The organism is Pseudomonas sp. GW821-FHT09D08, from assembly GCF_059416305.1.
On sequence record NZ_JBWKOX010000014.1, the window covers coordinates 88,282 to 104,656 of the forward strand.

The window sequence follows — 16,375 nt, forward strand, 5'->3', positions numbered from 1 at the left end:
AAACCAACACCAATCAGCTAGAGCCCTGATAACCCGTTAATTTATTAGCAAGATAAATCACGCATCATCAATAAGGCCCTTATCAAATTTATCACTATTTTTCTGAAACCTTTTCACCAAATGATATTTATCGCTGTACGGTGGTGTAGTCAAAATATCTGGAAAATCATTATCGACTACAATGATCTGGCAAGGAATTTGTTTTTCCTCAGCATAATTAACAGCGTCTAATAATTGCTGATAGATTTTCTCATAAACATCCGGATCGGAAACGCTTGCATCACCATCATCCGCTGAACGCTTTCGACCGATATTCTGCCCAGGGGTATCAATCATAAGAAGCGGAGGCAAATTACTTTTATGATCCAGCGTGTATAAGAAACGCGTCAGATACATCCCAATCGAAGTAACAGTTTTTATACCACCCGAAAGATGATCATAATAGGAAACCCCCCTCAAGCTAGCTGTAAATGTCTTACTATAACTGGCCGCTTGGACATTCTGAACCGCGCTACGGCTCATGTAATTACGAAACATGGCGCCTAATTCAGTTACTACATTATCCAAATCAACCAGACCACCCTCGACGGTAGAAATGGCATCATTAAGATTATCAATCACCGCCTGTTTATTTCGAATTTTATCTTTTATTTCCGTATATTTATTATATATCGATAAGTTTCGCTTCAATTGGGAAAGATCAAGATGAGCTTGTATTTTCGTTTTTTCAGAAGCTTCAATCATCGAAATCAATGGAGAAATGCTAGACAGATTACTCTGATCGAAAATCTGAGTATTTTCGTTGATCAAGCTTTCTATATGAGCAGTCTCAGTTTTTATACTCTCGATTTTTTCTAAAGAATTTTTGATTGACGCATCTAACCCCGCCAAACGATTTTTAAGAGAACGTTCAAGCGCGGCTATATCCTCCTCGGGGATAACCTCCGTATCGAGCGACAACTCGGAAGTGCATAAAGGACACGCAATTATCTTACAGGATTGCATACTAAAAATATGAGGCCGTGCCAGCTTGGAGTACTGAAGACTGTCATATTCAAGCCGATAAGTACTTTTCAATTTTGTAAAATTGTCAATTTGCTTTTTTGCGAGATCGATCGCTAAATTTTTAGTGTCAAGTTCCGATTTGAAATTTACTATAGTTTGACGCAGAGCTAATGAGGCTTGAGTGCTAAAACCCAAGTCATTTTTTAACTCTTGAGTCGCAGCATCTAGCTCTTGAATTTTACTCTTCGCCTCATCAATCTGATCGCCAGCAGAAAATCTATCAAGAGGAATTCTTACGTCTTTTAAAAATGCAGATATTGTTTTTTCGCTTTTTTGAAGTTCATTAAGTATTGTAGATTCTAGATTTCGTTGAGTTTTTAGATTGGAAAGCTGTTCATCATGAACATTAAAAACAAATTTTTGAACATTAACATTCTTAAAAAATACCGACTTATTCTTATAGTCTAACAGACCGTCAGAACCGACTTCGGTTTGTTTTAAAAACATTAATTTCATTAGATCACGAAAGCTAAGACGATCTTCGCCTGCGTTCGGATTCCTAGAGGACTCAGTGATTTTTACACGAGCGATCCCCAAGCTTTCGAGAATGAAGTCCGACAGCCAGCCATCAGGCATAGAGCCTTGCGAATCAGCGGACATAAACTGAGGAAAAACCTCATCGCGATTATCGTAGGGGCAGGCATAAACTTTGACTGCAGCTTTAGAATCCAGCAATTGGCGCTCGAAAGTAAAAACTTGGCCGTTCAGCGAAACCTGAAGAGATATTATACGAACTTTTGCTCTTACCTCGTCATATAGAATTTTCCTATTTGACCCACCAAGGCAATAATTGATCATGTGAAGAATTGTAGATTTTCCAGAGTCCATTGCACCACGAACGATATTCAGTCCTGGCGCAAAAGTAGACTCATAATTCTTGCTTACCCCAGACAAAACTAATCGCTGGATTATTAAAGACGGTCTATTGCTCATTCGGCACCTAAAATCATTTTCTCGATAATTGCATCCGATTTACTAAGGATGCCTTTTATTGCAACAAGCTGACTCTTGAGGTGAACAAGACTCTCATCTTCACTAATCGGCAGCGGTTGCAAGCACTGCAAGTAGTAGTCCTCCTCCTCACGAAAGAAGTTAACTACTCCATCTTTTTGCAGGAGAAGAACTTTAGCTAGAAAGTCTTTTTGCCGAGTTCTATGGCTTTTATCGACATGAGTACTGTATAGAACGTCCCCCACCACTCGAGCAGTTCCTTTCCCGCTCAAAAACTCGCAGGTTCGCCGAAACAAAGACGGGTTTTTCACTATCAAATCAATGAGCAGAGCCTTATTCAAGGTCAAGACATTGCGCCCCTTACTATTGCGGTCTAATGTCTCAGCAATCGCCCATATTCTGAACATACTCGTATACTGTTCTTCCCGATAATCGAAGAACATGTAGTCGATGCTCATTGAGTCTTCCTATGTAATTCGTCAAGATCGGTGTCGTCGTGCCAAACAACGGTAGTGCATAGCTTATTGGCAACCTGATGAAGCAATCCCTTTTTATGCAGAAAATTTACATACTTAGCACCCACTTCAAGACTTTGTCTGTCTTGCGATAGAAGCTTCTCATGCACTTGTGCAAAAACCACATTTGGTGAATTCTGGATTGCTGTGTAGTGATTGTACGTTTGGCGGTAGAGGGATATAACCTTCGCTCGCAAGTCGCGTAACATTTCCTTGTCGGCGTCGTCGGCTGCCTTGGTGATTATTTCCGCATTAAAAAATGACTCTTTCGCATCATCTATCCCCTTTGGCCCGATTTCAGCAAGAATCATTTTTATGACGAAAATCTCTTTATCATATTCAGGGGCAGCTTCGTCATATGAAACATTTAAAGCTGCCTCCATCATTTTCGCTTTAGCGATTTTTGAGATAAATTTAGCAACTGCTTTGAATGATCCATCAGCAGGACCTACCGGTTTGGAAATAGTGTTGTGATCGTGCGCCAATGTAAAGTGCTTGGTATTGAAAGGAAGTGCACTGGTACTAGGCACGTATTGATCATGCTGCCCGACTAAATACAAGGACTCAGGAAGACTACTCTTTTGATCTATCCATCTATTATTTAGCTGATCGTTATATTCATTAAGAGGAGTAAATTCTTTGGCGTTAGTGTTAACACCTGAAAGAAGCATTGCATTGAGAGACCCCTTATGCGGAACTGCTACAGACACATAACCAACTATTTCTGGAACCTCTCCTCTCACTTGCGATAAAACTACTTCCTTACAGATTAGTCCACCCATGCTGTGCCCTATTAATACTATGCCTTCATAAGCATCAGCATTCAACTGGATAAACGTTTGAAGCTCCTGGGCCAACTTGTTAATTGGCCTATTATATCTGACAGCACTACGCCCAAACCCCAAAAAGCCTGCAGCCTTCTGCAAGAGGTTTGTATTAAAAATACTTACTACCTTAGTAAAGTATTCGAACTCGACAAAATCGAACTGTTGGTTGATTTCAGGCTCTGCTGCGAGCAGGCTCTTGAAAGTTAAGCCGCTAGGGTTTTTCCACGTTTCGCTACCGCCGGTGAAGCCATGCACGAAAACGCCCAGCATGGGCTTTTGATGATTAGTCATGCCATTCTCTTGGTGATGGTATTGGAGAGTGCTGGAGCGCAAACATGGAACGCACAGCCCAATTCTGGAGCAGAATTGATGCGCTGATCGATACCTAGCGAGTCCATTCTCTACGGCCTTTGGAAAAGATCTGAAATATTAGCATTCAGAAAGGCAATGAGCCATCAAGGACAGGAAGCAATCGCCGATGATAGCCAGCGGCTTATGTCCTTCAACGGGAGACCGCAGCCGTTGAGCCGACTGAAGCTTGATGGATTTGGCGAAAAAAATATCCGTTGCCAGCCGATACATTTTGAATCTTTGAATCAGTGGTATTCCAGTTGGTATTCCAAAAAAAATAGTTAATTGGAAATAATAAACAAAATCAACGTGATACGCGGACAGTTCAGATTACCCCGGCCTAAAGACGTCCACGGACGTCTTTTTTTGTGCCTGAAATCCAGAAAAACCAAGGGTTTCGGAGCTATTGGCTTCCATATAGGCCTTTTGCGTTCCAGACGCTTTGACACCCCGGCTACCCAGCCCCCCGCCTTGGGAAAGCCCCTGCACTTGTGCAGACGACGTCCTCCCCACAATCCTCCCAATCCATTTCCAGTAGGAGCACAAGCGGGATACGGTGCTGAACAAGGGTACCGGCGTAATTCACTCTGATGCAGGAGCTCTGCGCAAAGTCCACTTGATGTTCGCCAAATCCTCGTCTCACCCAACGCCATGACCAGGCCTTCGAACTCGAAGGCGCCAACCGGCACACGCTACTGGCCACCCACCAATCCACTGTGCTGGGTGAACTGTTGGTCGAAGGCGTGTTGCTACTCACCGGAGACGCCTGCGCACTCCAGTAACAAAAGTAGTCATACGCGCGAACCCTACGCTTTTTCAACCTGAATCATTCTCAGCTGCAAAAATAGCAAGTTAGCCAACTAACTATTTTCAAACATCCGCCTGAATAGCTACTCATCCGCATCGCTGCTGCTTTAACGATAAACCCCTCGATTATTTTTATTTCACATATATTTTACATTCCCTTACATATGCTAATGTCATTACGACATCAACGCTGTTCCAACCAGAATCAAGGGGTGTGTATGGCAGGTGTAATGGCATCCGTTAACAGCCGTACACAACTGGTCGGTCAGAACAGGCTGGAATTATTGCTATTCCGCTTCAACGACCAACAGCTGTACGGAATCAACGTCTTTAAAGTTCGGGAAGTTATCCGCTGCCCCAAGTTATCTCTACTACCAAAGTCTAATAACAACATTTGTGGCGTTGCCAATATACGCGGCGCTTGCATTCCTATTCTAGACCTCGCGATGGCAACGGGGCTGCCTGGCATCACGGATAAAGAAAGCGCCTTTATTATACTTACGGAGTACAACAACCGCGTTCAGGGCTTCCTGGTGTATGCGGTTGAACACATCGTCAATTTGAACTGGGAAGACATTCATCCGCCCCCCAAGGGCAGCGGCGACAACAATTACCTGACGGCCGTTACCCGTGCCGATGATCGTCTGGTCGAAATCATCGACGTGGAAAAGGTGCTGACGGAAATCTCGCCCTCGTCCGAGGAAATATCCGTCGGGGTGGTGGATGACGCGGTCACCCAACAGGCCAGGCATCTGCGTGTGCTGACCGTGGACGACTCGATGGTGGCGCGTAAACAGGTGACCCGCTGCCTGGAGACGGTAGGCGTCGAGGTGGTCGCCTTGAACGATGGGCGCCAGGCGCTGGATTACCTTCGGGCCATGCTTGACGAGGGGCGCAACCCGCACGAGGAGTTCCTGATGATGATTTCGGACATCGAAATGCCGGAAATGGACGGTTATACCCTGACCGCCGAAATCCGCGGCGACCCGCGCATGGCCAAGTTGCATATCGTGCTGCACACCTCCCTGTCGGGCGGTTTCAACCAGGCCATGGTCAAGAAAGTCGGGGCCGATGACTTCCTGGCGAAGTTTCGCCCGGATGACCTGGCAGGCCGCGTAGTCGCGCGTATCAAGACCGCGAGCCCGACCTGAAAGGCAAGACAACACTGCTCAAGCCAAGGAGGCTGATGAGAAAGGTATAAGAAGAACATCAACAGAGGGCATACCATGTTGAAGTGCAATGAACTCAATCTGCAGGCGCCTGACGGCGAGGCAAAGCCATTCTGGCGGGACGGCGTACCCTCAGAAGGGCCGTGCGCGCTGAGCTGCGGCACTCAGCCAGCCACCCAGGCCCCGACAGCAGCGCCAGCCGTCCCCGCCGTCCCCAGATCCATGCAAGACGAGTTGGTGGCCGCACAGCAAATCTGTAGCCGCGCCAAGACCGCCGTTGTCGAAATGTTCGGCCATGCCCGCATGGGCCGGGCCCTGGAGCTGGAACACATCAGTGCACTGGTGGACGACATTTCGAGCTCCATCGCCCGCCATCCCAACGCCTTTATCAGCCTGGCACGCCTGAAAAGCATCGACGACTACACCTACATGCATTCGGTCGCCGTGTGTGCGTTGATGATTGCCCTGGGTAATCAATTGGGCCTGTCCACCGCACTGATTCGTCGGGTCGGGATGGCCGGGTTGCTGCACGACATCGGCAAAATGGCCATACCAGGTGCCATCCTCAACAAGCCTGGCCGGTTGAGCAGTGACGAATTGCAGTTGGTGCGCACCCATCCACTGGAGGGGGAGAAAACCCTGCTGGCGGCCTCGCAGATGTGCGAAATGGTCGTGGATGTGTGCCTGCATCACCACGAAAAAGTCGACGGTACCGGCTACCCCCATCAGTTGGCGGGTGACCAGATCAGCCTGGTGGCCCGGATGGCGGCGGTATGCGATGTCTACGATGCAATCACCTCGGACCGTTCCTACAACCAGGGCTGGGACCCCGCCGTCGCCATCCAGCAAATGTCCACATGGGACGGACACTTTGATGACGAGGTATTTCGTGCGTTTTTAAAGTCCGTGGGTATTTACCCGATCGGTTCTATCGTTCAATTGAAAAGTGGCAGTATCGGTGTCGTCATAGAGCAACATCCCGACTCTTTATTGACGCCAAAAATCAAAGTGTTTTTCCTGCCCGTTCTAAATATCTATGTAACGCCGAAAATAATAGACCTGAGTGATCCCGCACACTCCGACCGAATTGTCGCGAGAGTACCGCCCCAGCGTTACGGTTTTAAAAATACCGAGCATTTATGGCTCGATGAAGAGATGCCAAAAGAGCATTAAGCAAACTCAGCGCTGTACCGCATGCATATGCCTAAGCAGCCAATGATAGAACACTATGCCTTGCGCCAAGAAAGTACCGGAATGTCGACATTCGATGATGTTGGCAACTATTAGCATGGGCAGGAAACATCATGAAATTCAACTCATTGCAGACTCGAATCTGTTTCACCGCCGGGCTCTGCCTGTTTATCTCTTGCGCGAGCCTGGTGTTATATGGCCTGTATTCCTCGAATGCCAACCAGGCTTTTGTAGGTGCTGAAGTTTCAACCCTGATTGAAAGCGCCACTATCCGCGAAGTGCAAAACCTGGCTGAGGCGCGTGCCAATGCCATCCAGGCAAAACTGCAAAACGCCTTGGATTCGGCACGCACAATGGCCAATACCCTGGGAGCGAGTAAAAGCGCCCAGAGCCCGCTGACCCTGGGCCGCGAGCAGATCAATGCGATGCTGCTCAGCGTGCTCAAGGACAACCCCGACTTCAACGGCACCTATTCATGCTGGGAGCCGGATGCGCTGGACGGCCAGGATCAAGCCTTTCGTATCAATGAGGGCGGTAACAACCCGCTGACGGGCCGCTTCACGCCTTACTGGACACGCAGTTCAGACGGCCATATCGCCGTGCAACCGCTGGTTGAGTACGATTCCGATGCCCGCCACCCCAACGGTGTGTTGAAGGGCGGCTGGTATTCCGGCCCGCGGGACACCCAGAAAGAAAGCGTGCTCGACCCGCTTCCCTACGTAGTGCAGGGCAAAAATGTATGGCTGACCACGCTGTCGGTACCGATCATCGCCAATGGCAAGTTCTACGGCGTGGTCGGTGCAGACTTCGACATTTCGTTTATCCAGAAACTCAGCGAGCAAATGTCCGCCGACCTGTATGGCGGCAAAGGCTCGGTGTCGATCCTGAGCAATCAAGGGTTGGTGGTGGCCGACAGTAAACGCCCGGAACTCATCGGCCAGTCACTGAAAGCCTTGCTGCCCGGCACGTGGGAAAAAGTGTTGGCCAATGTGCAGAAGGGCCAGGGAGACAGCCGGCTCAACCCGGACTCCCAGGAAATCGAAGTGCAGATGCCGATCAACCTGGGGCGCACCGGCAAGCCTTGGGCGATCGTGATCCATCTGCCCAAGGCGGTGGTCATGAGCCAGGCCATGGCCCTGGAGCAGGAACTGCAGTCACGCGGTGTCAAAAGCAGCATCTGGCAGGTCTCGGTCGGCGTCGGCATCTCCTTGCTGGCATTGCTGGCGCTTTGGTTGGCCACGGCAAAAATCGTCGGTCCGATTCGTGAAGCCGCGGCCCTGGCCGCCAACATCAGCCTGGGGGATTTCTCGCGTCGGCTGGTGCAAAAATCTGAAGATGAAGTGGGCCAATTGTCCTTTGCCTTGAACGATATGTCGGAAAGCCTGCAACGCCAGGTGCGCGTAGCCGAGCGAATTTCCGAGGGGGACCTGGATCTGGAAGTGCGCCTGTCCTCGCCCAATGACACCCTGGGCAAGTCGTTGGAAAAAATGGTCGGCAACCTGAACACCTTGATTTCCCAGGTGCAGGCCAGCGCCACGCAAATCACCGGCAGTTCCGCGCAGGTCACCGAGTTGAGCCAGTCGCTGTCCGACGGCGCGTCCAACTCTGCATCGTCCATCACTGAAATCAGTGCGGTGATGACCCAGATGGCAGCGCAAACCACCGACAACGCCGCCAATGCGAAAAAGGCCGATGAGCAATCCCAGACCTCCCGCGCCGACGCCGGGGAAAGTGACAAGTTGATGAGTGAATTGATCGCGGCCATGGCGGAGATCGACAACTCGGGCAAAGACATCACGGCCATTATCACCACCATCGACAACATCGCCGCTCAAACCAACCTGCTGGCGCTGAACGCGGCCATCGAGGCCGCGCGTGCCGGCGAACTGGGCCGTGGCTTTGCGGTGGTCGCCGATGAGGTCAGGAGCCTCGCCGCCCGCAGCGCCGAAGCCGCCCAGCAAACCGCCGCGCTGATTGCCGACTCCTCGACCAAGACCCAGCGCGGCATGATCATCGCCGGCCGCACAGCCGACTCGTTGAGAAATATCGTCAGCGGCACCAGCACGGTGTCCAGCCTAGTGTCGTTGATCTACCAAGCCTCCAGTGAACAGGCTTCCGGCCTGCAGCAGGCGAGCATCGGCCTGGAGCAGATCGACGAAGTCACCCAGCAGAATCAGGTCAACTCCCAACAATGCGCGGTGGCGGCCAAGAATCTCTCGGAACGAGCCAACGCCATGCAACAGGGCCTGAGCCGCTTCAAAGTCAAAGCCTCGTAATGCCTCACGCAAAGCCAGGGGGTACATCAACCTCCTGGCCCAGCGATATAAACCCACTCCCATTCATGAAATATTAAGAATCGTCTCCCTATACTCACCGATTGCGAGCCGTTCCCCCGAACGGCCTTCTGCCTCGGTAGCCAGACTCCATGACGCGCCCCGCCCCCCTGCTGCTCCTGCTTGCTGCTCTGTTGTTTTTCTTTGCCCTGGGTAACCACGAACTGCAAGGCTCCACCGAGGCCCGCGTCGCGGGGATCGCCATGGCCATGCACCTGGACAATGACTGGGTCGTGCCGCAACTGTTTCGTGAACCCTTCCTGGAAAAACCGCCCTTGAGCCTGTGGCTGGACGCCGGAGCGATTCGCCTGTTCGGCGGCACGCCTGGGGCGGTCCGTCTGGCCTCGGCATTTGCCGGTCTGTTCAGCGTGATGCTGTTCTATGGAATGCTGCGCCGGTTCGGGCGCCCGAAAACATTGGCCTTCAGTGCGGCGCTGATCCTGGCGACCATGGCCAGCTACTGGAGCAATGTGCGCGGCGTGGGGGAAGACTCACTGCTCAGCCTCGGCGTGACCACCGCACTGCTGGCGTTCTACCAGGCAATGCGGCCTGAGTCCGAGCGCCAAGGCTCCACGACCTGGGCCTGGGCGCTGTTTACCGCCGGCATGGTGATCGCCACCTTGAGCAAAGGCGTACTGGGCCTGGCGATGCCGGGCATCGTGATTTTCGTGTACCTGGCCAGCACCAGCCTGATGGACAAGCGCCTGCGCCTCGCCGACTGGCTCAAGCCGGCGTTGTTCACCCTGCTGGCATTGGTGCCACTGATGATTTGGCTGGGTTTCCTGTTCCAGCGCGGCGGAATGCAGGCCGTGGGCGAAGTGCTGTGGACCAACAGCGTCGGGCGCTTCAGCGGCTCGTTCGTGGAGGCCGGGCATTACGAACCGTTCTATTACTACATCGCCAAGCTGCCCGAGGCCTTCCTGCCGTGGAACATCCTGGTGTACCTGGGCCTGTGGCATTTTCGTAAAAGCCTGGTGCGCAACCGCTACCGCCTGTTTTTCAGCGTATGGCTGGTGGCGCAATTCACCCTGCTGACGCTGGCCTCAAGCAAGCGCACGGTTTACCTGATGGCCCTGACACCGGCCGCCGCCGTACTGGCTGCGGAATATGTGCGGGTACTGCTGAAATGGCTGAAGGATCACAAGCCGGCGTTGTACGCCTATCACCGCCGCGTGATTGGCGGCGTTTTCACCCTGGCAGTGGCGTGCTACCTGATCGCTGCTTTCTGGTTCGCGCCCAAAGCCGACGTGCGCCAGTCGTTCGTGCCGTTGATCAGTCAGATCCAGGCACTGCAAGCCGAAGGCAAGGAGGTGGTGTTGTTTCAGCCCAATGAGAGGATCGCCGGCGCCAGCGTGTTCTACACCCAGGCCTACCTCCCGATCCTGCAGACCGAAGCCGAGCTTCAGCGCTTTTTGACCGCCAAGCCCGGCAACGTCGCGCTGCTGGACCATACCAACGACTTGACCACCAAGGTCACAGTGATCAAGGAGATGGCCATCAACCGCCAGCCCTACTACTTCATCGAGCAGTAAGGCCAGCGCGGGGCATCAGTGCTTGGTGACCTTGTCCAGGTAACCCATGGCGAACGCCGAGATCACGAAGGTCATGTGAATGATCACGTACCACATCAGGTGTTGCGGATCGACGTTCTTGGCGTCCATGAAGATGCGCAGCAAATGGATGGAGGAAATCGCCACGATGGAGGCCGCCACTTTCATCTTCAGCGATGAAGAGTCCATGGTGCCCAGCCAATTGAGCTTTTCCTTGCTTTCATCGATGTCCAGCTGCGAGACGAAGTTCTCGTAGCCGGAAATCATCACCATCACCAGCAAGCCGCCGACCAGGGCCATGTCGATCAACGACAGCAGCACCAGGATCAGCTCGGACTCGGCCATCGAGAACACGCTCGGCAGCAGGTGAATCACTTCCTGGAAGAATTTCAGCGCCAGCGCCAGCAACCCGAGGGACAGGCCGAAATAGATAGGCGCCAGCAGCCAGCGCGAGGCGTACATAGCATTTTCGATAAAGCGTTCCATTGGATCTCACACAGCATGGCTAGAAATGGCGGCGAGTATACCAGCCGCTATAAGACACCTGTAACCACGAGAAAACTGACCTGGGCGGCATCTGTAAGAGAATTTTTCTGCTAGTGTCGAGCCCAATAACTCGGCTCGATGACGTCGGACAGGAAAAAACTCAGATGATGGATGTGCGATCCCCTTTGGCCAGCGTTGGCCTGTGCGCCGCCTTGTTGCTGGCCGGCGGCTGTTCCCCAAGCGATGAGCAGAAACAGGCCACCCTCGAAGAGAAAACCGCGAAGTTCGAGCAGTCCCTCGACAGCATCCAGGATCCGAAACTGCGCGACGCCATTGCCGACCTCGGCGGCTCGCTGCTGCTGCTGGAACGGGCGCGGGTCAAGCTGGCCACCAAGCCCATCGAGGCCGAATACGGCGAGGACAGCCTCGCGCTGCTCAAGCACTACCCCACGCCGCAAGGGCTGGTGGACACCTACATCAATGGCTTGTTCGTACTGCGCAAAGCCTCACATTCCGACTACCTGACCGATCTGCAGCCGGTCTTCCCGTTCAACTTCAATGTGCCGGACCAGTTCCCCTTCCCCCACGGCCTGGAATGGCAGTCCGTCACCTTGAGCAACAACAAGGTCGTGCCGTTCCAGCCGGAATGGTCGGAAACCGATCCCGGCATCCAGTTGAGCCCCAGCAGCTCCAACCTGACCAACCCGGATGACCTGACGGTCACCTACCCGTTCATCGATGGCATCGAGACGGAAAACAAAAGCCAGCCGCAACCCGTTCGCCTCAAAGGCGCAGTGGAAGTGATCGCACCGGGCAAAGTGCTGACCTTCGACTTGTCGAAAAAGGACGTCGGCCACAAACGCACCGAAGGCAATATCACCGTCAACCTGCTGCTCCTGGAAAAGAACTACGCCGAAATCGAACTGACCAACAGCCAACCACTGGCACCCGAAGTGGGTGACGAATCGCCCAACCCCTTACTGGTACAGGCGCGGGACAGCACCGGGCAATTCCTCACACGCTCGGGTTCGATCAACGAAAGCAGCGCGCAAGTCGAGTTCTACCAGAAGCAATTGGCCGAGATGCAAAAACAGAAGGCCTGGTCCGATGGGTTTGAAAAGCAACTGGTCGATGAGCAGAAAGCCTTCGAACACAAGCAGAGCAGCCATTACGCCAAGGTCTATTTCAATGGCCTGATCGACACCCTGCAGATCAACGTGCTGGATTTCTCCACGGCCACAGTCACGCGCAAGGACCTCGACCTGCCGGTCCTGCGCTTCGACAAGAACAGCCTGGAAAAAACCGTACAAGCCTTGCCCATGCCGGTCACCGTGTACGACGACGGCGCCGCCAGCTGGCTCAAGGACGCCTCGTTGACCGAGGAACAACTGAAGAACAGCGTCACCATCAGCCAGTCCGTCGAAGACGCCAGCGCCGCCCATATCGTGTTCGACCACCCATTCACCTTCAATGACGACCTGGTGGGCAGCGAGCGCAACAGCAGCGAATCACCGGTGACGTTCTTCACTGCCGATGAGAAAGGTGAACGCGGCGAGCCCATCGAATTGCCGACCGAGGCGTATGAATTGAACCCGGCCCGCGGCACCCTCACCTACGACCTCAACCTGTTCCCGGAAAACCCGGCGTTTGTGGTGGGTTCGATCCCGCTGTTCCTGGCGACTATCGAGAAAGGCGACATCGATGCGGCCAAGCTGCCCAAGGGGTTGTCGCTCAAAGACAACGCACTGATCGTCGACCAAAAGGAATTCCCCGCCGACAGCTGGCGCTTCTATGCCAAGGACGCCAGCGGCAACTACCTCAAGGAAATCCTCGGCGTCAGCCATCGCGCCGAGGAATACGGCACGGCCTTGTTTGACGTGCATTACTTCTACGGCCAGCCGACCGCACTGGAAAGCTACCAGCGCACCGACCTGAGTACCGTGCAATACGGCTTTGAGGTCAAGCTGGACAAACCCGAGAGCAAATAACCGCGCCTACAGCGCCAGTTGCTCATGGCTGCCATTGAGCTGCCGCAGATGGGCCTGCATGTGCAGGCACCAGATCTGCGGGTCACCCGCCAGCTCATAGCCGTGCAGGGTCAGGCTGTCGACGATCGATTGCAGCATGCTTTCTGCCACGAAGGACCCATGAAACGGGCCCTGGGACTTGATTGTGGAAGGCTGCTCACCCGTCATTCCGGCGGCAAACAACAAGGTCCACATCCCGTTATCCCCCGCGAGCGGGCGAACGGAACATTCGATTCGGGTAACCAGGCCGAAGCACTGGCGGGTAAGGCAAAGGTTGCGCGGCATGGCGGCGACCCTCGGTAGATCGGTGTTCAGCCTCAACCTATGGCGAGGCTGTTTCTATCCAGCGACTCCTGTGGATATCCCTAAGGCTCAGAATAGAATAAAAACATGACAAACCAAGGCTGTAGGGACCAACGGACGTTGGCCCCTCGGAAGGACGTCAATTTAGTGACGTAACCAGATCCAAATGTGTGGGGGCTTGCTCCCGATGCAGTGTGTCAGTCGACATCTACATGACTGACCTATCGCAATCGGGAGCAAGCCCCCTCCCACATGTTTGATCCGGCCTGGCCTCAGAACTCAGGTGGGCTTGGCTTCGGCCAGCGCCTGCTGCGCCAGCTCCTTCTCCGCTTCCTTCAGGTCTTCCTCGCTGATCATCTCGGCAATCGCGCGCAAGCGCTCGACCACGCGGGCATTGACCGTGCCTTCCGGGAACTGCCCCTCGGCGTCCGGCTCACCGGCATCCTCGCCCACCAGCAGGCTCAATGCCTCGTCGGCCTGACGCACCGCATAGATGTGGAATTGCCCGGCGCGCACGGCCTGCAACACCTTCTCATCCAGCATCAACGTGGCCACGTTGGCCTGGGGAATGATCGCCCCTTGCTCGCCGGTCAAACCGCGGGCTTCGCACAGGCGGAAGAAGCCTTCGATCTTCTCGTTGACCCCGCCCACGGCCTGCACTTCACCAAACTGGTTGATCGAACCGGTGATCGCAAAGCACTGCTTGAGCGGCGTCTTCGACAAGGCCGAGATCAACGTGCAGGCCTCGCCCAGGGACGCGCTGTCACCGTCCACGTAACCGTAGGACTGTTCCAGCGCGATACTCGCCGAGATCGCCAGCGGGAACTCCTGGGCATAGCGGCTGCCCAGGTAACCGGTGAGGATCATCACGCCTTTGGAGTGGATCGGCTGCCCGAGGTTAACTTCACGCTCGATGTCGACGATGCCGCTGCCGCCCGGGTACACCGTGGCGGAAATCCGCGCCGGCACCCCGAACGCCGAGTCGCCGACCTCCAGCACCGTCAGCCCGTTGCACTTGCCGACCGCCGCGCCGGCGGTGTCGATCAGGATCACCCCGGCGAGCATATCGTCGAGAATCCGCGCCGACACACGCCCGGTGCGCGTGGCCTTGGCCTTCAGCGCACGCTCGATATGGCCCGCATCGGTCATCTCATCGCCTGCCAGGTGCCGGATAAAGTCCGCTTCGCTAACCAGCTGGAACAAATCCCCAATACGTGCCGACAAACGGCCCTGGTGCTCCGCCAGCCTTGCGCTGTAGGTGGCCAGGCGCGCCACCGCTTCCGAAGTCAGCGGCGCCATGCCTTCTTCCGAAGTGCGGGTCTTGAGCAACTGGGCGAACTGCTCCAGGCTCTCGTCCACCATCGGGATGTCTTCGTCGAAATCCACCAGCACCCGGAACATCTCCTGGAAGTCCGGATCGGCGTCCTGCAGCGCGTAATACAACTGGCGCGAACCGATGATGATGACCTTGACCTGCAACGGGATCATCTGCGGGTTAAGGGTCACGGTGGCCAGGCGGCCCAGTTCGCCCAGGGGCGATTCCATCTTCAGCTTGCGCGACTGCAGGGAACGCTTGAGGGCGTCCCACACAAACGGCTCGCTGAGCATCTTCTCGGCTTCAAGAATCAGAAACCCGCCGTTGGCACGGTGCAACGCACCCGGGCGTAACTGGCGATAGGTGGTGTACAGCGCGCCCTGGTCGGTGCTGTATTCAATACGGCCGAACAGGTTGTCGTAGGTCGGGTGCGGTTCAAATACCACCGGCGCGCCACCGTTGACCGGATGGCCCACCACCAGGCTCGGGCAGTATTGCTCTTCGAGCAGCTTGCGGGCCTGGGCGTCGGTCTTGGCGTCGTCCACCAGTTGCTCGACCACGGTTTTCAGCAGGTACACCTGCATGGCCTGCAGATAACCGCAGACACCGGCGTTCTCCGCGTACTTTTCCGACAGCGGTGCGAGCAAAGGCTGCAGGGCCAGGGTGATGGTTTCTTCGTTGAACTGACGCAGTTGGTTGTTGGACTCGCGCTTCCACTGGGGCAGGCTGGCCAATTCCTCGTTGAGGCGTTCTTCCAGCTCGGAAATATCCGTGTGGAAACGCTCGCGATCCACTTCCGGCAACTGCGAGAACTCGGCCTCATCCAGGGCCTTGCCGTCGAGCATCGGGGTGAAGGCGATATTTGAGCTGTCGCGGTACAGCGCCACGTCCTTTTCCAGGGCCAGGCGCTCGATCACGTCCAGGGCCTTGTCATAGCGCTGGTTGAAGGCGCGGTCGATGGCACTCTTGCGCTGCTGATAAGTCGGGTGTTCGAACACCGCCGGGAAGGTCGCGACGAGGTTGTCGACCAGGCCATTGATATCGGCAATGAACGCCGCCGCACCGCCGCCTGGCAATTCCAGGGCGCGGGGTTCGCGAGGTTCGTCAAAATTGTTCACATAGACCCAATCCGCCGGGGTCTGCAGGCGCTTGCCCTCGGCTTTCAGGTAGCGTTTGACGAACGAAAAGCGGCCGGTGCCCGGCTCGCCCATGACAAATACGTTGTAACCGGGGCGCGGCATGGCCACACCGAACTGCAACGCTTCAACCGCACGTTCCTGGCCAAGCACACCGCGAAAGGGCTCCAAATCATTGGTGGTCGAGAAGCTGAACTGTTCAGCGGAGAAAGGGCGAGTCAGCGCTTCGGGCGCTAGACGCAAGCTGGCAGCAACAGGATCAGGCATCGGGCTTCCTTACATCAGGCGGGGCAGATGACGGCATTCTGGCTCCCTGTTGCGCGCTCTGGCAAGGCGCGCCGTTGGGAAA

The 16,375-nt window shown here is 54.5% G+C and carries 11 protein-coding genes and 1 pseudogene; 6 read left to right on the plus strand and 6 right to left on the minus strand.

Annotated features, from left to right (window positions below):
* Positions 1 to 57 precede the first annotated feature (57 nt).
* The 3 genes from AC07OP_RS21645 to AC07OP_RS21655 are packed head-to-tail and all read right to left on the minus strand — an operon-like array spanning position 58 to position 3,649.
* A complete protein-coding gene (locus tag AC07OP_RS21645; protein ID WP_495102437.1) occupies positions 58 to 1,998 on the minus strand; it encodes an AAA family ATPase in 1,941 nt (646 codons plus the stop codon).
* Entirely contained in the window at positions 1,995 to 2,474 is a 480-nt protein-coding gene (locus AC07OP_RS21650; protein ID WP_495102436.1) for a hypothetical protein, read from the minus strand. Before AC07OP_RS21650 ends, AC07OP_RS21645 begins: the two co-directional genes overlap by 4 nt.
* Positions 2,471 to 3,649: an ABC-three component system protein gene (locus AC07OP_RS21655; RefSeq protein ID WP_446432029.1), complete on the minus strand. Its 1,179-nt coding sequence runs from the start codon at positions 3,647 to 3,649 to the stop codon at positions 2,471 to 2,473. Before AC07OP_RS21655 ends, AC07OP_RS21650 begins: the two co-directional genes overlap by 4 nt.
* Before the next feature lie 1,085 nt (positions 3,650 to 4,734).
* Between AC07OP_RS21655 and AC07OP_RS21660 the strand changes: the two genes are divergently transcribed.
* The 5 genes and pseudogenes from AC07OP_RS21660 to AC07OP_RS21680 all read left to right on the plus strand — a co-directional run bounded on the left by AC07OP_RS21660 (position 4,735) and on the right by AC07OP_RS21680 (position 10,741).
* A complete protein-coding gene (locus tag AC07OP_RS21660) occupies positions 4,735 to 5,667 on the plus strand; it encodes a chemotaxis protein CheV (RefSeq protein ID WP_495102435.1) in 933 nt (310 codons plus the stop codon).
* A gap of 255 nt (positions 5,668 to 5,922) precedes the next feature.
* A complete protein-coding gene (locus tag AC07OP_RS21665) occupies positions 5,923 to 6,858 on the plus strand; it encodes an HD-GYP domain-containing protein (RefSeq protein WP_495102434.1) in 936 nt (311 codons plus the stop codon).
* 131 nt (positions 6,859 to 6,989) lie between these two features.
* Positions 6,990 to 8,252 (plus strand): annotated as a pseudogene (locus tag AC07OP_RS21670) (cache domain-containing protein); the annotation flags it as partial.
* Between the two features lie 111 nt (positions 8,253 to 8,363).
* Entirely contained in the window at positions 8,364 to 9,152 is a 789-nt protein-coding gene (locus tag AC07OP_RS21675) for a methyl-accepting chemotaxis protein (protein WP_495108378.1), read from the plus strand.
* Between the two features lie 149 nt (positions 9,153 to 9,301).
* Positions 9,302 to 10,741 (plus strand): ArnT family glycosyltransferase, encoded by a 1,440-nt coding sequence (locus AC07OP_RS21680; RefSeq protein ID WP_495102433.1) that lies wholly within the window; start codon positions 9,302 to 9,304, stop codon positions 10,739 to 10,741.
* Between the two features lie 15 nt (positions 10,742 to 10,756).
* On the opposite strand, the gene AC07OP_RS21685 is transcribed toward AC07OP_RS21680, so the two are convergent.
* Positions 10,757 to 11,245: a TIGR00645 family protein gene (locus AC07OP_RS21685; protein WP_016976786.1), complete on the minus strand. Its 489-nt coding sequence runs from the start codon at positions 11,243 to 11,245 to the stop codon at positions 10,757 to 10,759.
* 164 nt (positions 11,246 to 11,409) lie between these two features.
* Here AC07OP_RS21685 and AC07OP_RS21690 point away from each other — a divergent pair, with 164 nt between their 5' ends.
* On the plus strand, positions 11,410 to 13,233 hold the full coding sequence (locus AC07OP_RS21690; protein WP_083236332.1) for a hypothetical protein: 1,824 nt from the start codon (positions 11,410 to 11,412) through the stop codon (positions 13,231 to 13,233).
* Between the two features lie 6 nt (positions 13,234 to 13,239).
* Here the strand turns inward: AC07OP_RS21690 and AC07OP_RS21695 are convergent, their stop codons facing one another.
* On the minus strand, positions 13,240 to 13,557 hold the full coding sequence (locus AC07OP_RS21695) for a PA4575 family protein (protein ID WP_495102432.1): 318 nt from the start codon (positions 13,555 to 13,557) through the stop codon (positions 13,240 to 13,242).
* Positions 13,558 to 13,854: 297 nt separating this feature from the next.
* Positions 13,855 to 16,293, minus strand: coding sequence for a Lon protease family protein (locus AC07OP_RS21700; protein WP_495102431.1), 2,439 nt, complete (start codon positions 16,291 to 16,293; stop codon positions 13,855 to 13,857).
* Positions 16,294 to 16,375 lie beyond the last annotated feature (82 nt).

Bases quoted from the DNA above. Each gene is read 5' to 3' on its own strand.
- AC07OP_RS21675 (WP_495108378.1), top strand. From the start codon at position 8,364: ATGGTCGGCAACCTGAACACCTTGATTTCCCAGGTGCAGGCCAGCGCC.
- AC07OP_RS21685 (WP_016976786.1), bottom strand. From the start codon at position 11,245: ATGGAACGCTTTATCGAAAATGCTATGTACGCCTCGCGCTGGCTGCTG.
- AC07OP_RS21680 (WP_495102433.1), top strand. From the start codon at position 9,302: ATGACGCGCCCCGCCCCCCTGCTGCTCCTGCTTGCTGCTCTGTTGTTT.
- AC07OP_RS21645 (WP_495102437.1), bottom strand. From the start codon at position 1,998: ATGAGCAATAGACCGTCTTTAATAATCCAGCGATTAGTTTTGTCTGGG.
- AC07OP_RS21700 (WP_495102431.1), bottom strand. From the start codon at position 16,293: ATGCCTGATCCTGTTGCTGCCAGCTTGCGTCTAGCGCCCGAAGCGCTG.
- AC07OP_RS21660 (WP_495102435.1), top strand. From the start codon at position 4,735: ATGGCAGGTGTAATGGCATCCGTTAACAGCCGTACACAACTGGTCGGT.
- AC07OP_RS21695 (WP_495102432.1), bottom strand. From the start codon at position 13,557: ATGCCGCGCAACCTTTGCCTTACCCGCCAGTGCTTCGGCCTGGTTACC.
- AC07OP_RS21650 (WP_495102436.1), bottom strand. From the start codon at position 2,474: ATGAGCATCGACTACATGTTCTTCGATTATCGGGAAGAACAGTATACG.
- AC07OP_RS21655 (WP_446432029.1), bottom strand. From the start codon at position 3,649: ATGACTAATCATCAAAAGCCCATGCTGGGCGTTTTCGTGCATGGCTTC.
- AC07OP_RS21690 (WP_083236332.1), top strand. From the start codon at position 11,410: ATGATGGATGTGCGATCCCCTTTGGCCAGCGTTGGCCTGTGCGCCGCC.